General features: G+C 38.9%; 8 protein-coding genes and 2 pseudogenes. 8 read left to right on the top strand and 2 right to left on the bottom strand.

The genetic code is table 11. From position 1 onward, the window contains the following. The first annotated feature begins 145 nt into the window (after positions 1 to 145). From ACED41_RS08015 to ACED41_RS07990, 6 genes are all read left to right on the top strand, one after another. Complete coding sequence (locus ACED41_RS08015; RefSeq protein ID WP_371724752.1) at positions 146 to 1,816, top strand: WYL domain-containing protein; 1,671 nt, start codon at positions 146 to 148, stop codon at positions 1,814 to 1,816. Positions 1,817 to 1,905: 89 nt separating this feature from the next. Then, positions 1,906 to 2,736 carry a hypothetical protein gene (locus ACED41_RS08010; protein WP_371724751.1) on the top strand — a complete coding sequence of 277 codons (831 nt, stop codon included), beginning with the start codon at positions 1,906 to 1,908 and terminating at the stop codon, positions 2,734 to 2,736. A gap of 457 nt (positions 2,737 to 3,193) precedes the next feature. After that, entirely contained in the window at positions 3,194 to 3,853 is a 660-nt protein-coding gene (lepB, locus tag ACED41_RS08005) for a signal peptidase I (RefSeq protein ID WP_371724750.1), read from the top strand. Positions 3,854 to 3,915: 62 nt separating this feature from the next. Continuing rightward, positions 3,916 to 4,335, top strand: coding sequence for a glycine zipper 2TM domain-containing protein (locus ACED41_RS08000; RefSeq protein WP_371724749.1), 420 nt, complete (start codon positions 3,916 to 3,918; stop codon positions 4,333 to 4,335). 173 nt (positions 4,336 to 4,508) lie between these two features. Beyond that, a complete protein-coding gene (locus ACED41_RS07995; RefSeq protein ID WP_371724748.1) occupies positions 4,509 to 7,298 on the top strand; it encodes a PD-(D/E)XK nuclease family protein in 2,790 nt (929 codons plus the stop codon). Beyond that, positions 7,288 to 11,973, top strand: a complete 4,686-nt coding sequence (locus ACED41_RS07990; protein WP_371724747.1) for a UvrD-helicase domain-containing protein — start codon at positions 7,288 to 7,290, stop codon at positions 11,971 to 11,973. Before ACED41_RS07995 ends, ACED41_RS07990 begins: the two co-directional genes overlap by 11 nt. Before the next feature lie 238 nt (positions 11,974 to 12,211). Here ACED41_RS07990 and istB read toward each other — a convergent pair. After that, a pseudogene (gene istB / locus ACED41_RS07985) lies at positions 12,212 to 12,878 on the bottom strand (IS21-like element helper ATPase IstB); the annotation flags it as partial. A gap of 1,467 nt (positions 12,879 to 14,345) precedes the next feature. On the opposite strand from istB, the gene ACED41_RS07980 reads away from it, so the two are divergent. Then, the gene (locus tag ACED41_RS07980; RefSeq protein WP_371724746.1) at positions 14,346 to 14,600 is read left to right on the top strand and encodes a hypothetical protein; all 255 of its coding nucleotides are present in this window, start codon (positions 14,346 to 14,348) and stop codon (positions 14,598 to 14,600) included. Positions 14,601 to 14,790: 190 nt separating this feature from the next. Here the strand turns inward: ACED41_RS07980 and ACED41_RS07975 are convergent. Beyond that, a pseudogene (locus tag ACED41_RS07975) lies at positions 14,791 to 14,886 on the bottom strand (IS1595 family transposase); the annotation flags it as partial. A 138-nt stretch (positions 14,887 to 15,024) separates the two neighbouring features. On the opposite strand from ACED41_RS07975, the gene ACED41_RS07970 reads away from it, so the two are divergent. Then, positions 15,025 to 18,963: an AAA family ATPase gene (locus ACED41_RS07970; RefSeq protein ID WP_371724745.1), complete on the top strand. Its 3,939-nt coding sequence runs from the start codon at positions 15,025 to 15,027 to the stop codon at positions 18,961 to 18,963. Positions 18,964 to 19,135 lie beyond the last annotated feature (172 nt).

The raw sequence follows: 19,135 nt of genomic DNA, 5'->3' as shown, positions 1-19,135 counted from the left end.
TACATAGAGCAATAGGTGATTGAAACATATCAAGGTTTAGTTGATATGAACAAAATACTGATAGAGACAAATTTTGTCTACTTAACATGTTTTACTAACAATCACTTGCCAGAGAGCAGCGAAACTAACAACTAAGGACTTGGCTATGTCAACTAAAGCGTTCGGCGATTACTACAGCTACCAGCACTGTCTAAACCTATTAACAAAACGAAAAGAGGGTTTGACTCCCCGAGAGTTTTTGGAAGATGCAAAGGAGCAGTCTTTCTATTATCGCGAAACGTCAGATCAGGCAGGTGACTTTAAATGGGCAGAACGAATCCTTGAAGGTATCTATAGATATCATGGAGAACTCGGTGATGCCCCTGAAGGGAAATCTAATATTATTGAATGCCATGGGACTGCCTCAAAAGCTCGATACAAAATCAAAGCCGGGACAGAATTGCCTTTTAATCCAAGTTTAAGTGAAACAGTTTCTGTCCTCACTTTAGCCGCTGATAGTCTCAAACATAAAATTCTACCTGGTAGTGAAGAGAGCCTGAGAAGCCTTTATCCTTTGGTATCGCAAAGCAAATCTAACAAACTAAAAAGCTTGTATACAATTAAAGATGCTGGGTATGAAGTGGTGATCCCTGACATGCAGGAGTCGGTATTGAAAGATGTCGAATCGGCGCTTGACCGTCGCTCTCCGATCTCTTTCGATTACGCTAACGCGACCCGCCATGTCGACCCTTATGGTTTATTTGTGTACGGAAAGGTTTTTTACTTGGTCGGTTATGAGCGTTATAAATCAGGGGTAACGGAAAAGGTAATGACTGGTATGCATCGAACTTATGCTCTACATCGCATGAGTGATACGCAAATCCACACCAATAGTAGCTTCGCGATGGGAGCGAACAAGGACTTCTCATTAGATGATTACTTGTCTTCTGATGCTGGTAAATTTTTTAATGGCGGCTCTGAATGCAAGGTCACCTTAAAATTTAAAAAAAATCACTCAGGCACACATAAATTTGTTGATGAGTATCAACTCAGCAAATGTCAAACCGTCGAATTCGAAGATGAAAATCACTACGTAGTGAATGCGGTGGCACATGACTGCCTAGATTTTAGAAAGTGGTTAGTTACCAATGCCAGTAATGTAGAGATCGTGTCACCTTTGCATATTCGAGACAGGGTTATTAATGACCTTAAAAAAGCCGCAAATACTTATTCTGTATTCGATATGCCTGATAAGAGGCGAGCAAAATCAGATGAAAACGAACAACCAATCGAAGACCATTGTCACTCTCTACGAATGTTAGAAAGCGAATGCCTTGTCTTAGATACTGAAACTACAGGCTTAGACAACCCGGAAATCGTTGAGCTATCGATTGTAGACAGCAGCGGAGAGATTTTGTTTGATAGCCTGATCAAGCCGAAACAGCCAATGTCTGAAAAGGCTTCAATGATGACTGGCATCACGAATGAGATGCTTGCTGATGCCAATTCTTGGGAGGATGTTTATCCGCAGGTAAAACGATTACTTCAAGGAAAGCCCATCGCAGCCTACAACTCAGATTTTGATCAAAAGGTTATCAATATTGCCTGCTCGAATTTAGGGTTACCTCCAATTGAAGCCGATTTTCATTGCGTGATGAAGGAATACGCTCGCTATCGTGGTGAGTGGAATAACCAATATAAGTCATACAAGTGGCACAAACTTTCAGCTGCTATCGATCACGAGCGAGTTAAAGCCGACTTACCTTATCATCGTGCATTGAATGATACGTATTTGACGTTGGAACTCATGAAAGTGATGTCAGCATCTTATCGCTAAGTGAATGATCGAATCAGCGGATAAATACATCTGTTCCAAATAAGTAAAAATCTATATTCATTGTTATTGAAAACATAAAGAGAAATAGAATGACTAAGACTCAATTCCAAACCGAGCAGGAAGTCTACGAACATTACCTGCCTGGATATTTAGGTGAGGATAATGACGAAATACGCAATGAACTATGGTGGGGCTCCTCCCTAGAAACGCGAAATGATTTGTTGACAGAACTGCAGTATTTCCGCGGGAAAGGTGATGATTATATTTCAATGGGTGAACTCTCATATGAGATGGACACATTTTCAGATTGGCCGGACTTGCTGAGTTACGACGTTGTGCATTGGGAATGGCAAAGTTACATGGAAAATCACTCGTGGGACGAAAAAGCAAGCCAACTCAACGACAAATTAAAGCAACCAATGGTCATCGATAAAGTGCCAGACACTTATGTTTGTCAATATGATAAAGCCAAGATAAATTTTTTCCACCAAGGCACTTTGTATCTCGGATTAGTTTCCAGTGCTGTTAACTACGTTATGAGCAAGGCGACTAAACAAGTGAGTCAATGGGCTAGTACTCAGAGGAATAAGCAAAGAGAAATAAATTTATCATGGCTAAATAGAATCGATGAATACAAAGTATTTCTGACAAAAGAGCTCAATTCTTTGGGAAGAATGTCATTTGTATTTGAGGTTAACTCTAATCAGGAATTGCCGGTAGTAGCAATTGTTTTTGCAAACAATGAGACTATTAAAAACGTTAGACCAGCCCATTTTTTATCAGATTTGAATTCAATGCCTATCCAATCTAACGATGTTTTGGAGCAGTTGGTAGAACTGGTGTTAATTAAGCATAAAATAGTGGATTTAATGTCAATTAAATATGGAGATTCTATTTGTGATTTTATCGATACAGAGTAAGTGATTATAAATTAATCGTTAGTATCGGGTATAGTTAACTTTAATAGGTTATAAAATGAGATTTATAAAAAAATGTTTCGCCAAGGAATTGCATAGACGCTATCTTAAAATAGACTTTGAGTCTGATTATAGTAAGTTTTGTGTTTTATTTCGCCCGCTTAATATGTTCGTTAGAATTACGATTGTTCCTATCATTTTTTATTATGTGGTGGTGTTATGGATTTAGCACGTTTCGATTATGAAGAGTATGGGTGCCTTGCTTTTGCATTGTCATTTTTTTTCGTAGCATTGTATTTCACTCAATCGTTATATGTTGGAGTGTTTTCTGGCACTGATTCTCTGGTAGACAGTGTGTTTAAAGTGCTTACAGTGTATGGGTGTTCGTATGTTTCCAACGCTTTTATTACATCACTATGTTTATCCTATGGTCGTTACCTAGAATATTTAAAGGGATTTCATGAGAGTTGATTTTTATAAAATGCTTTTAAATATTACTTCAATAAAGTTTTGGTCGTTGATACTTTTAATATCCGTTATTTTTGGTGATTCAGTTTCGCGAGGTAAAGGCTTAAGCATGGCCCCATCCATAAAGGGGGATTCTTATATTAAAGTAAACAGAATAAAAAATGGGGCATACCAACCTACAAGAGGAGATGTCGTAGGGTTTAAGCATACTGCGAATAGCACTGATACAGAGAAATTCGGTAAGCGTGTAATCGGTCTACCTGGTGATATTGTAGAGTTTAATAAAGGTCATCTTTATATTAACCAGAAACCGATTTACCAAGGTGTTGCTAGTGAAAATGAGGATTTTATTTTTGTAAAAGAGCGCTTGGATGCTGTCGAATATTACGTGCAGTACATGAAAAACAAACCTGAATATATGAACAAGAAACTCACATGGTCTGTGCCAGATGGACAGATATTTGTTTTGGGAGATAATCGGAATAATTCTTACGATTCAAAATATAATAGCTTTGGTTTTGTTTCCATCGATAATGTATATGCTGTGTACGATAAGGTGAAGTTTAATTTATTTGCCAGCAAAGGTGGTCGTCAGTTTAACTGCTCACTATATGAAGTTAGTGATAGCTTACCTTATGAAGATAGGTGCTAATAAATGCTTCATGTCTGGACTATATTTCATGTTTGTATAATTATTTTAATGGACACTTTTAAATGAGTTTTATTAAAAATATTGTCATGGTAATACTATCATTATCTCTAATTGTTGGGTGTACAAGTAATCCTGTTACGGTACTAGAAAAAAGAACAGGTACGATTATGCGCGAAAAAATCGTATACATATCAGAAAGTAATTCAATTGCTACCTTGGGTGGTGCAATCGCTGGTGGGGTATTGGGGAATCAGCTAGGGGGTGGAACGGGAAAATCTATCGCTACGGTTGGTGGTGCGTTGATAGGAGGTAGTGGTGGTCATTCTATGAGCAAGAAAAGAGTTGAGCATTATGAATACCTAGTCACCATGCATGATGGAGAAAAATTTATTCTAGAGACTAAAGAAAGTCGAAAAAAAATTGGTTCTAAGGTGGTTGTTGAGCGTTTATCAACAGGTAGGGAGCGAATTTTTGTTTTATAATTCCCAATGTCTGGATTTTTAATAAGTTTTTTTGTGGTTGAAATCTTATTATAACATGTGGGTGAGTTTCCTAATTTAAATTGTAAAAGGTTGTTTCTACCTATCACTGTTAGTCTAAATAATAATTTTTTAATGTTAGTATTAACCTATGTATTATTTATGGTTGAATGATTATGTATTTTATTTTAATGCCAGATGCAATAAGTAGCCGTCAATGTAGGGCATTGTTAGCCAATGAAAATAAAGTAAATGTAAAAGTTGGCACGAGCTTGTCTTTGTTTGAGCAAATAGCAGAACTTTGGTTATTGGAGTTTGATTTTGATCAAGCAACAGCAAAATTTGATGAGAGTCTTAAACGTGCCGCTTATAAACTGAGTAATTCATTTTGGTATAAAAGCTTAATTACCGATGAATCGACAACGCTGCATGAACTATCTGCTTCCATAAAACACGTTTTTGCAAACCTCCCACTGTCACAACAGTTCGAAGATTTTTCCTGTTTGGACGCACCAACACGTGTAAAAAACTATTGGCAAGATTTGATTGCATTAAGTCAGGAGATGCATGACTTGCGACCGGCAGAGCAGGCATTTGCTAAACAGTGGTTTGACCTACTTGATACTTGTGAGCCGCTTGAATCATTCGAAATTATAATTCCGAAAAGTATGTCTTTGCCAGTTTGGCTTCAACAAGCTGTTGAGTGTTTGAATAAAAATATTTCGCTGTGTCCAACTTCGGACACAGAACATACGGCGCTTCAAGCAATGGTTGATGAGATCTACGATTCACAGCCTTGTAATTCGTCACTAGGGGCGTTGGCTCTAGGTTTGTTCAGTGCAGATAAAACCCCATTATCGATCTCTTTAGATAATGAACTTTCGATTATCAGCGCTCGTGATGCGTGGGAAGAATGCCAGACGTTGGTCAGTCGTTTGCAAACGCTATTATACACAACTCCAGTTGCACTGGCCGACATTGCCATCGTTCTTCCTAAACAGAGCCCTCATTTAGGTTTACTTCATAATTTACTGTCAAAGGCTGGTATTCGTTTTTCTAGTCTGAATAAGCCTTCAAACGAATACCAATGGGATTTGCAATTGTTAAAAGAGCTTATCGCACTCTATGTCATCAAAAAACAGTCGGAAAAGTTAGTTGACCCTTTGCAATACGCCAGTGTCCTCGTTAACCCATTGATGCCTTGGTCTTTGTCTTATGGGCAATCCAAGTTTAGAAGTTACAAAAAAGAGCCGAGTGAATTTCTAAAGCATTTAGAGACTTCAGACAATAAAACAGAAAAACAAGTTGTACTGCTTAATCTGTTGTTCTCGCCATGGGCTGAACACAGTACGTTGACATCATGGCTCGATAATATCGCTAAGTCACTTAGGCAGAAGAAAGGATCAAATAGTCTCACATCATTTAAAAAACAGCTCGATGAAATTCGAGACATCATTACAGATGAAAGTGAAGAATCAGCATTATTGAGTGTGGCTAGGCATCTTCAACCAACTACGATTTCAAGCGACTCTAGTGAACATTGGCTTGTTGACAGCGTCTTGTTGCTAACAGAGCAAGACACTTTATTAAAGCCAGTAGAACACCTCTTTATTCTCGGATTCAACCAAGGATCTTATCAAGCAACGCCTTCTATTCCTGGTGTATTCCAAATTGACCAATGGCGTGCGCTTGCAAAGTCGATTGAAACAACTTTCATCGAGAGTAAGCAAAGTGCAGTCAATGGCACGGTTACGTTTGATCTACTATCTCCGTTACTTAAAGACAGCGAATTCATTAACAATTTTAAAAGGCTATTTAATAAAACTAAAAGCGGTGTGCATATTAGTCTTTCAGAGCAGACATTTTCCAGTGAACGTTTGTTACCCAGTTATGCCCTACAAGAGTTAGCGATTTTGCTGCAATCAGAGGGGAGCATTGAACCTGATGATTTAGTCTTACCCATCAAGCGTTGCCCACAAAATGTTCCTTTCCTTAGTTATGAATCAGGGGTTGCCTGTACTGATGCGTCTTCTTCGATAGAACAAAGCAGTGAGTTGGACTTAGGAGTGAATCTGTTGGCGCTACATACCGATAAAGATGGAAATCAGAAACCAGAATCACCAAGTAGTCTAAATGACATGATGCTATCGCCACTTGCTTGGCTGTTAAAAAAGCAGCACATCATCCCTCAACCGTGGGAAGTAGCGACGCTAGATGCTCGAGTTAAAGGGCTAGTCGTACACTGTGTGTTTGAGCACCACTTTAAAGGGACCTTTACCGATTTTGATATTCTCTTTAATCATGCTATCGAAAAAGAAGCTCCATTCCTGGACCAAGCGCGTTGGCGATTAGATAAAAAAGCGTTAAAAAGTGAAACTGAAATCACATTGAATAACTTGGTGGAGTGGTGTGATAACGCAGGTTGGTCAAGTGACATGCAAGAGCAAAAGCTAACCGGAAAGTATTTTGGCATTCCAATAAAAGGCACTGTCGATGCGGTGTTTAAAAAGAATAACCAGCGTTTGATTCTTGATTACAAAACCCGTGCCTCAAAAGAACTAATAAATTGCATCAATCAAGGTTTTGATCTGCAAACCAAGCTTTATACCGAAATGATAAAGCAAATTAACGTTGATGCTAACGTTGAATATGTGAGTGGTTATTACTCAACGAAAGATTCTGAGATCGTCTCCGATAAAGATATTGAAAATAAACCAGGTTCAGTCTCGGTTGTTCCTCCTAAAAATCCAATCCAATCACCGACCAAAATGGCTGAAGACACAGTTGCTGAGCGTCTCGCGAAGTTACGCGAAGGGAAAGTGATGTTGAATCAAGCGGGTGATACAAAAGAGTGGGATAAAAGAGGAATAAGTCTCATGAAATATGTGTTGAACGACAACCCTTTAGTTCGCGCATTTCAAGTTTTATCTGTAGCAAAATTAGGCGAGGCGACCAATGCAAAATAACTTAACGACACCTTTCAAGCCATTGACTCTAATTAAAGCCGGCGCAGGTGCAGGTAAAACCTTTCACATTCAAAAAACGTTGGTTGAATGGATTGAGCAAGGTCATGTTCAACCCGATAGAATCCTAGCGGTAACATTTACCGAAGCGGGTGCACAAGAGATGAAACAGCGAATCAAACAGGCTTTGGTAGAACAACGCTTATTTGAAGAGGCTGATCGTATTGAGCAATCACAAATATCGACCATTCATAGCTTTGGTCTGGGATTAATTGAACGTTTTTGTTATGAACAGGGTATTTCAGCCAAGCCTCAACAGCTGTCAGATAAAGAACAGGACGTATTGGTTAGCCTAGCCCTTAAAGATGTCGCTCTTATCGAAGAAATGTATGGCGAGTTAAAAGCTCACGGATATAAAGGCTATTTTTGCAGCACAGAAGAAAGGCAACTGAACAGTGCTGAAGTATTGAAAAAGCATATCAAAGAGATCGTCCCACTATTGAAGATGTTGGCTAACCTAAGTGATAAGAGTCGAGTGGATAGTTTACAGCAGAAAATCAAATGCTCTCTCGAAAATATTTATCAAGCCCAGTCATTTAAAGAAGTGACCCTAAATAAAGGGTTGTATGATGCTGTAGCCAAAATCACAAGCAAATACAAAAAAAAGGAGCTTCGGGATAAATGGGGGACTAATCCAGCGTCTAGAAAATTTGTTGATGCTCTATATCAAACATCCAAGGAAAGAGTCGCTCATGATTGGTCTTTGTGGGTTGACTTGGGGTGGATTGAAGCCCCGAACATTTGGGACAAAAAAACCGGCGAACCCAAAGACGAACTCGATGGACAACTAGGGGTGGATGTTTGGTCTGCAGCGGATAAACTTGTATACCATAAAGGCCCTTTAAATTCGGCAATCAAAACAACGACAATGCTTATTCAAGGTATCGTTGAAGCGCTGACTCAATATCAAACATTGAAATCAGACAGCAGCTTGATAGATTACTCAGACATGGTGAGTCAACCTAACGCTTTACTAGCTGATGAAGAATGGCTTAAAGAGGTTAAGGCCAACTACGATTGTTTGATCATTGATGAATTCCAAGACACCAACCCACAACAGTTCTCTTTATTATGGAAGCTTTCTAGGGCGGGAATAAACACGCTTGTTGTGGGTGATATCAAGCAATCTATTATGGGTTTTCAAGGTTCTGACAGCTATCTGTTTCAGTCACTTTTAGAACAACACCCTAATGATTCGGTAGAGTTAACCAATAACTGGCGCAGTAGTGATAAGGTGATGGGGTTCGTCAATCAGTTAGGCGCTCACCTGTACGGTGATGATTATCAATCATTGACTCCACAAGCTAACTTAACCTCTGATTTATCCGCCATTCATCGAATAGAGTTTGATACTAATGAATGGCAAACCCAAAAAGGTGAATTAAGCCCTAAAATATTTGATGCCCAGAGCCCAGATGTGATAGCAGAGCATATTGATCAATTACTTAAAGATCAGACAGAGATCACCGACAGACACACTAAGCAGAAACGGCCGATCCGCCCTAATGATATTGCGATTTTAGCGCGCACAAATAAGCATCTGGATAAATATTCTACTGCGCTAACCAAGCGTGGTCTGCTTGTACGGCGTAAAAACCCAGAGAAAATAGACACAGATAAAGACAACTGGCTCACTACGCCTGAAATTCGCTATTTGTGGAGTGGTTTAAGCTTTTTAGCTAACCCAAATGATAACGAAGCAAAGCTCAGCCTTAAAGTACACTCTAATGAGGCTAGTCTTGAAAAAGCGTTGCAAGATATTGTCGCGAGTGAAGAAGACAAGCATAAATTTCAATCAGAGATTTTAACTAAACTTGAAAGGCATCGAGAAAAGTTACCACTATGCTCAGTTAGCGAGCAAGTCTCGCAATGTATTGAGAGTTTATCCCTCTTATCACCAGATAATCTAGGTGCTGAGCGTGAAAAGCAGCGCAGCGCTAATGTATTGAAAATGGTCGGCCTTGCTGAAGAGTTTGAACAATTAAACACGGAAACGCTCAGTGCCCAAGGTATTTATGGGCGCAGCCTTTCGAGCTTTTTGACATGGTTAACTGTTAATAAAAAAGAGTTCACTGCGTATCCTTGTGTTGATAATGATAGTCTCAATGCGGTGAATCTAGTGACATGGCATGGCTCAAAAGGACTTGAATGGCCGGTGGTGGTGGTTGCGAAACTCGAAGAAGTACAAAAGATTCGATACCCTGAAACTAAGATTCGATACGATAGCAATAATGCTCATGAGAACAATCAGTTAGATAAGTCAATGCTTGACGATGCCTGGATTGAAATCATCCCACAATTTGCGCATCCTAAAACGGTTGAAAAATTTGATGACAAACTAGCTGATGAAAAAGCAGATGATCTCAAAAATCTTTGTTACGTGGCGTTGACCCGTGCCCGTGAGCAAATAATTCTCCCTTGGTTTGATCAGCCAGAAAAAAACAATACGATGATGGCGTTAATTAGAGATCTTGATTATTCAGAAGCAGAAATCACTAAAGCTGTAATTGCAGATGAGCCAACAGAGAATGAGAGTCAACACACCAGTACGGATGTGGTGAAACCTTACAAAGTAAATGTTGAAAGTGATGCGAATCAGGCTGAGAGCATTAAGGCTGAAATCAACCCATCAACAATCACTAATAGCAACCCGCAGTTGGTTTCGGATACCTTGGATCGTTTTACCTATCAATTAACACTCGAATTAGAAGCGTTAGTTGAACTTGATTTAGTTGTCGGTAAGCAAGGCCATGCAGCAAATCACGTTGGAACTTGGCTTCACCTATGTTATCAGGTGCTTCTGGCAAAAACAGACTTTGAACAACGCCTATGGAAGAAACTTCCTGAGCTAGCTGAAAATACGCAATTGTGTAGCGAGATAGTCAAGCAAGTGAGTGTATTTAAGCAGAAATTTGAATCTAAAATGCACGCTATCCGTTTTCAATCAGAAGTTCCATTTTTGGCGAAGACTGAGCAAGGTTCGGTACTCAGTGGAATTATCGACTGTTTGATTGAAACACCCGATGGATTGATCATTATCGACCACAAAACTGACGCAAATATGTCTCAAGAAAAATTTGAGCACCATTGCGAACAATTGGCCGCATATGCAAAGTACTTACAGCACGATAAACCGGTCATTGCGATTGGAATCAACTGGGTACGTGATGGACGTATCGAGCTAAAAAGCGTAAAAGAGTTGAAGCCCACGGAATCGGCGCCAATGAGTAACACTAAGGAACCTATGGTTTTAGCTGGTGAGCAGATGGATATGTTTGCTGAAGTACCTGTCATTGCATCTAAAGTTGAGACAGAGCTGCGCCAAGAAAATGAGGTGCTTCGCAAGGAAGTAGAGGCACTAAAAGCTCAGATGGAAGCAATTAGCAAACAACTACCTACAATAAATGCAGAGCCAGCAGTTGATGCTCAACATCCCGTATGGGGGGAGTATGAGTTTTTAGATAACATTTACCTAAAAGTTGGCTTGTTATCCAAGGCAGAAGAAAAGCTTGTAAGAAAATCCGCAAGCTCCCGATTTAATATCAGTATGGAGAAGCTGACAGCACATGAACTTTTCCAAATGTCATTGGCAAAGATATTCATTGACTGGGCACCTACAGCAAAAGGAACAGTGGTTGCCCGAAAAATACCGACGGTAATAAAAGAACTTAAAGAAAAAATCACCTCTGACATCATTTTTATTAAAGAGAGTTCATCAGAAGAGTTTATAGAGTCTTTAACTGGAAATTCATTATTAAGACTGAATAAAAAGTTAGATTTGTCATCACGCAGGGTAGACGAGATTCTAAATAATGATTTAACTAGATTCATTTTAAATCATGACCAACAAGACCCCGATGATAAAGATGCATTGACTATATTTTGCTCTCGTATTGGTTTAGATGAAATCCCTTATAAACATCTTGAAGATATTGGTAATGATACTCTAAATAAAAAGGGTGAAGCCCAATCAAAAGAAGCGATACGTCTGAAAGAAGTAAAGCAAAACACTAGGCTTGAGTTATCATTAAGCCTTACACAAGAAACGATTAGAAATAATATCACCCAGAATATGGAATCAACCATATCGAATCTATACAAGATTTTATCAAAACGAATTCGTAGTGATAATCGTTGTGATTGTGTCGAAACATCATTAAGGCACGTTATAGGAATATTCATAGGTGACAAAAACTCTGATTTATTCAAGGAAAAAACCACATACACATTACACGAGTTAGCGTGTTCAATTGAAGTTGAGGTCGACTCATTAGAAGAAAGACTAGAAGAATGCTTAGAGGAAGAGTACATAGGTCAAGAGATTGTTTTTGTTGATAACCCCCGGAATACGATTGATTTGCACAAAATGACCATGGATGACTTTCAGCCTTATATTGATAGAGAAAACCTTATATGCAACGAGGACTGTTACGAATGCAAATATGTTAGTTTTGATTGCCCTACGGGTAGCAGTTACACTTGTGAAGCTACATACAAAAATATCGAACTCGAAGATTTTCCATTAGAATTGGAAAGAATAATTAATTATATTGCAATAAATGAAGACAATGAAGGCGTTTATAAATTCCTGATTAATGGAGAGGATCCATACGAATAAGACTAAAAAATGTAAAAGTCTTTTCTGCTTCTAATACATAGCCACTTTCATGGTAAAGGTGGCTATTTTTTGAGTGTAATCTGTATTCCATTTAGACAAAAAATGTCCAAGCCAAATTGTATTATTTCAGTTATCAAAACTCTATGTGCTAGGTAAGTATTCGTATTTCGGTGATTTCGATCGGCTGTTTCGGTTTATTCCGATCACTTGATCCTGCCGTTTTTCTCTCTTCTTATTTTTACTCTAAGTGATCGGATTGCGCCAGTTTTCTCATTGATTCACCTCCCAGTTCTAATCGATGACTATTGTGAACTACGCGATCCATTTGAGCGTCTGCAACAGTGGCGTTGCCGATCATGTTGTACCACTCCTTTACAGGTAACTGGCTGATGACGATTGTGCTGCTGTTTTGGTAACGGTCTTCAAGCACTTCTAACAAGTGACCAGCATGCTCTTGAGTCAGTTTTTCCATCCCCCCAGTCGTCGAGGATTAGTAGAGCTTTCTTAGCCAACGATTGTAGTTGCTTCTGATAGCTACCATCCAGGCTACCTGCGGTCAGGTCATCAAGCAGGCGAGTTAATCGGTAGTATCTGACCGTGTGTTGTTGGTCGCAGGCACTGGTTGTCAGTGCACAGCCAACATACGTTTCACCAGCACCTGTTGGGCCTGTGGTCAAGATGTTCTGGTGCTTATGTAGATAACTGCCCGTTAGAAGTTCGCTCATCTGTTAGCGATTGAAATTTCGTCCCTCCTTGTAGATGAGTTGGCTCGGTTGAGCATCCACTCTCAGTTTGGCTTGTCGTTTTAAGCGTTGGATTTTTGTCTGATTGCGATTCAAAATTTCACTTTCCAGAAGTAGGCTTAGCCTTTCCTCTAAATTCAGCTCTGCGTAGGTGCTTAGTTCGATTTTCTTCAGTAATAGATAAAAAGTGTCTATTGGAATTGATACATTCAACTTATGGAGTCAAGACGAAAAAAGACCATAATAACGTTTAACAATGAAGAACAAGTATATGAGCGCTTTTTGCGTGATATTAAAGCCATTGGGAATGAGTCACCTCAATTGTTCTAGAACATAAGTTGTGGTGTGAGAGTCAAGACATTTTAGCCAAACAAGTTTTTTGAGAGCCGATTTCATCCTTAATATTCGGCTCTTAGGAGAAGGTGAGATACCCGACAGATTAACCACCTGTTCGCCTTGAAGGTATCAACACTCTCTTGAGAGCCGATTTCATCCTTAATATTCGGTTCTTAGGAGAAGGTGGGATACCCTACAGATTAACCACCTGTTCGCCTTAAAGGTATCGACACTCTCTTGAGAGCCGATTTCATCCTTAATATTCGGTTCTTAGGAGAAGGTGAGATACCCGACAGATTAATCACCTGTTCGCCTTAAAGGTATCAACACTCTCTTGAGAGCCTATTTCCCTTAATATTCGGTTTTTAAAAGAAGATATCGCACCCGTTGGGTTAACCGCCCATCTGCCTTGAAGGTGCACATTAAAGATCAACTGATAAATAGCCAAATAATATTAAGAATTACTGAAGGAATATGGTATGGAAGAAGTATTAGAATGGTTGGGTAATGTGTCTTGGACTATAATTTTAGTGTTGTCAGTTGTCTATTTATCCCTATTTTATTATGGGGGTATTGAAATGGCTAATAACTTTCTATTAAATACAGAGGCAGGTAAGGTTTACCTATATATACTAAGTGTTTTCAAGTTCTTAACTGAATTTGTGTTACTTCTATTGTGTGTTTTAGTATTATGTGCGGTTTTAAATTTATTATGTCATATTTTTAATGGTTTACTTAATACTTTGTTAAGGTATATATCATGCTTTTTCATTTTCCCATTGATTCTTAGCTATCATTTCTTTACACATGTAATTCTTTTTTTTAATAGAATGGATTTACCTGGCGTGCTATTCGGGTTTTATTTTTATCTTCCAGTCGCAGGAATAACAGTGGTTGTCTATGGGTTCATGTTAATTTCGATCTATTACGAATATATAAAAGAATACTAAGTTAATCTGGATAAAGAAAGCTAACAGAATTTATTCAGTGAAAGCTGTTCAATCGGAAATTTCACTGTTGCAGAAGTTAAGGGCTTAGCCAGAAAAAGTACGAGATTCGTAGGAAGTGACAACACTGAAAATGGCGGCGGTGATTGCTGAGCAACAACGAGTTGTCACTCTCTGAGTGGACATCAAGAGGGTGTTCTATCTTTTTCGGACTAACAACTAGTGGTTTTATTTTAACAGTGGACGAAGTTTGTCAAATTATCTTCTTATATTAATTAGGTGGAAATTACTACGGTTCTTCTACCTAACTAATTATTGTGTTTAATATTAATTCGAGGTGTTTAATATGAGTTTAGGGTATAGAACCCACCTATGTATTCTCACAGTGTTCATTATTGTCGCAATGTCTATTGTGGTGAGTTATTTTGGCATTGTATCAATTGGTTTTTTTCAAGATTTAGAAACAAGTACACAATTGAAATTGGTTTGCTTTTCAGCTGGATATTTATGTAGTGTGGGGATTATTGCTTTGTTACTTGCTATTTTAGGAAGAGATAGATTGCTTGCGTTAGTTGGTAAACATAAAGAAAATCAGGAGTGATGAGTTTTATTTTTGGTGAGAAGTGGTTTTTAATTTTTAAAAAAATAACCTGATTACCACTGACTTTGATAAAAAATCATAAACCATGAAATAAAAATATCAGAAGGCTAGGTATCGTATGGAAAAGAAATTAATTGAGAAATACCGACAGTATGCTGAATCAAGTGAGGCTTTTGCAGTCCTCTTTGTAAAGGAATATTGCAAGAAACCATGTAGTGAGAGGGAGCTTGATATTGGCTAAGAGCGTACCTGCGGTTAACTAGGTTTGTTGGTGGCAGTTATAGCACTACTCACCGCTACGAAAAAATGCAGATGATATCTCTATTTTCTAAGCTAGCCCAAACCAAGTGATTCAGACGAAAAGTGTCAGTTTAAAGCGGTAAAGTTTGAACAATAGAAAGTCGCCAAATAATTAGAGGTTATTATGAAGTATGAAACTATTGTTCATGCCTTTTTAGAAAAAGAACAAATCTATTTTGGAGATATGCATATAGTCAAAGAAGTTCTTCAAAATGAGTGGTGTTTCATACCCATAATAATAATGTTAGTTGATGATTACTCAAAGAGGAGTGGATTATCAACAAAGTTATTAAGCTATGAGTTGCGACAGAAAAATGATGCCATGTTTGGGTATGAATTGCATATTTGTTCTATCTATGATCATAGGAAATTTCTTTCCATCATTAAAGAGATGGGCGGAATTAGTTACTTAGACTCTGTATTAGAAAGGCATAGCCGTAATGGGTATGACACGAAAAAATTTTCAGAGAAAGTGAAGAGTGAATTATTAAGAGTTTATAAGAATGAAGCGGTGATACGCAGTAGCAGTAATATTGAGCTGAGTTTTTTTGAATCTTTATATAGAAAATCAATGAGTGAAAGTCGGGGGGATAAAATGTTTTCATACACTGGTAACTACAGCCGTATTGACCAATCAGGTAAGCAGTTTTTTGATGAATTAACCTATTTAACTGTCGCAGAGCGTATGTCAACTTTGTCCACGGACCAGTTTGATGTATTGGATGGCGATTTAGACTTTGATCCAAAGGTCGTATTAGCTGCTATTCTTGGGCATTCAGACAGCATGCAAAGGCTAGCCAATTATTTCGGTGTTCCTCAGTATTCGATCCGATTCGAACAATCAATTTATCATCTTAGAGAATTACTCGCGAACAAAGCTACGGTTCTTTCGCGGGAAGATTCACCGGGTTGGTATGCTGAAGCAAAACGAAAAACATCAAAACTCACATCCGATGAATTTATTAAGCGGTCATTTGCGGGTGCTTGTGAGGATGGTTTTTTTGACGTTGTCGTTTGGCTAGAAAGTATGAGTGAATTGAGCCATGCAGACGTGAATCATTTTCTTTCAAGCAACCGTAAAACCAATCAATTGATAAGCGGCGCAAGGCACATAAATCAGATTGAAGAATCTTTAACCAAGACGGTAAAAGGCCAGCATAAGGCCATAAATGAGATATCAAAAGGCTTGATGTCGAGTTTAATCGATGTACCAAAAGGGCCAAGAAATATTTTTACCTTTATGGGCCCATCTGGAGTTGGCAAAACTATGTTGGCGGAGGAACTCTCAGTCTCTTTGTGCCAAGTTGCTGAAGCGGGTTATGAGTACAATACATTTAACATGGAAAGTTATACGAATAGAAAAGATGCGATGAGATTATTTGGTGTAGGTATTCAGTATACCTCACCGAGTATGGGCGTATTAACTTCATGTGTGAAAGCTCAACCGAGACAAGTTCTGATCTTTGACGAGATTGAAAAAGCCCACCCAGTCGTATTGCAATCGCTGTTGTCTGTGCTTAGTGATGGTAAAGCGAAGGACAACACGACTCAAGAAACGGTCGACTTTTCTCAATGTGTGTGTGTTTTTACGACCAACCTCGGAGCTGATCTAATAACGAAAAATATGCGGGTAGAAGATGTATGCCCATTCGAACTTTTGCGTGAAGATTCAGGGGATAATGTTAGCCAAATGTCTCCGGAGTTTGTTAACCGCTTAATGAAAGGTAATGCAGTCATTTTTGAAGAAGTGAAAGTTAACCACTTGATCGATATAACGAAGCAACACCTAGATTTTGAGGCGGTATCTCATCAAGACATTTCTTTTACATTCCCAGAAGAATTTGCGGGTTTTCTTCTGGAAACACTAGGCGCAAAGATGGCTCCTCGGAGCGTGCAAGCGGCAGTTGCAATGGTAAAGGCTGATCTTATTAATCGTGCTATTACGCAACTTGATGTGGACAGCCAAAAGATTAAAATTTCAGTTAAGCTAGCTGAAAATGCCAATGATGGCCAGATCTTGAACATCGCCGTATTGGATAGTTCAGATAGACTCTTCAGTGAATTTCATCTAGATGATTCTCTATGCCAAATTACACACTTTTCTTCGATTGAAGCACTGGAAAGTCGTATTGATAATGCGGGCTTTGATGCATTACTTGTTAATGTCCATGCATTATCCAAAGATGATTCGAATGTATTTGCCGAAAAATTAAGCAGCATCTATAGTGATTTAATTGTGTTTAGTTACAGTTTGGATACGCATCAGGCAAAAGTCGCAGTAGGCCATTTACCTTCTTTGCGAACTTCTGGTCGTCATAGCGATATTAGTGACTACTCATACCCTTCAAATGATAAATATAGTCATTATATCGTGAGCGACAATGCTGAAGGCACGCTGGACTCAATTGATGTAAAGCCAGAAAAATCAAGCTTAGGGCAGAAAAACTCACAATTACGACATATCACACGCCAGCATTTTTATCTAGAAGGCTCATCTTTAACAAGAGGGCTTGAACAAGTAACAAACACAATTCTTCACAGGATCATGTCAGAGCGAGTTTTACTCCGACTCAAGCGTCGAGGTGAAGTCGTACAGTATAATTCCGAAGTTGTTCGCAACGGAGATACAGTTGAGGTTGTGTTTAGGCGTATTGGGTACAAGCAAAAAATTGATCGTGTAGACCTTGGAAAGGATTCTTTATTTAACCTCGAAATTCCAAACATGTCATTTGATGATGTCATTGGTTTAGATGCTGAAAAATCCCAACTTAGACGAGCAATTAAATGGGTAAAATCTTCTGATGAACTCAAGCCATTTGGTATTAAACCACCTAAAGGCTACGTCTTTTCTGGTTCTCCTGGGAATGGAAAAACAATGCTTGCTAAAGCCCTTGCTGGTGAGTGCAAATTACCTTTCTTTTCTATGAGCGCTGCTCAGTTAGTATCAAGTTCATATGGTGAAACCGCAAAAAATATTAGGAAGTTATTTGTTACGGCGAGAAAGTACTCCCCTTCGATAGTGTTTATTGATGAAATCGATTCTATTGCCCCATGCCGACGTTCTGCATCAGCACAGAACGTCGGGTCAGGTGTGTTGAATATTAATACACTGTTGACTGAGATTGACGGTTTTGACTCTGGGGATGATCCTGTGTTTGTCATTGCGGCTACCAATAATGTAGACCTTCTAGACAGTGCTCTCATTAGGCCCGGGCGCATAGACGAAGTAATCAATATACGTTGCCCCAACGAGACAGAGCGTGGACTCTATTTTGACCGGTTTTTTTGTGGCAAAGGTATGAATCTGGCACTTGAAATGCGCGATGATTTTGCACAAATGACCGGTGGGTTATCAGGAGCTGAACTTCATCAAGTGATAAAAGAATCCGTTTACTCGGCAGTATCGTCTAAGACGGCGGTTAACTCTTTGATCATTCATGAGGCTGTTAATCGCGTTGTATTTGGCAAGCAAAATATGCAGGTAAAAACTAGTAATGAAGACAGAACCCGAACGGCATATCATGAAGCGGGGCATCTACTTGCGATCCACTGGCTATTTCCTGAGAGAAGAATAAAGCAAGTTTCAATTAAGCCCAGAGGAAAGGCCTTAGGGTTTGTCGTGGCTGACCAGGTGGGAGACAACCTGAGTTTGACTACTGAGGACGTGAAAAAGCAATTGGAGGTTATTCTTGCCGGTAGAGCAGCGGAAAAGCTATTTTTTGGAGATGAAAATAATGTTGGCGGTGGAGCGTCTAATGATATTGATGAAGCGACAAAACTGTGTGTACAAGCTATTTATGTCTCTGGTTTGGAGCCGACGATTGGCTCAGTAAACATTCAACGCCTACAGGCCATCGGCCATAGTGAATTATCCAATAAAGCGGAATCCGCATTGTTGTCATGGTTAGAAAACGCGCAAGAAAGAATCGAGAAGAAGCTTACTACTAAACGTCCTATGCTTGATGCGGTCGCAACACAAATTTTAAAGCAAGAGACCATGTCTTTTCGAGAAATACAATCATTACTTTTGACTCTGGATGATAAGTTAAAAATAGCGGTCTGATCCCTTAACTAAAAGATAAGAAGTCATTAATCGGGTCCGATTAGGACGGTGTAACCAAGGTTTGAGTTGTAAGTTTTTATAATATCCCCTCTATAGGTTAAATCCGGTACTAATAGAGGCTTTGTTGCGTAATTAAATTTAAAGATAGAACAACCCCGTTTCGCGTATTTCT

It is taken from the genome of Vibrio sp. 1F255 (genome assembly GCF_041439145.1).
GTDB lineage: Bacteria > Pseudomonadota > Gammaproteobacteria > Enterobacterales > Vibrionaceae > Vibrio > Vibrio crassostreae_C.
Note: the sequence above shows the minus strand (reverse complement) of the source record. Positions and strands in the feature narration are given on the sequence as shown.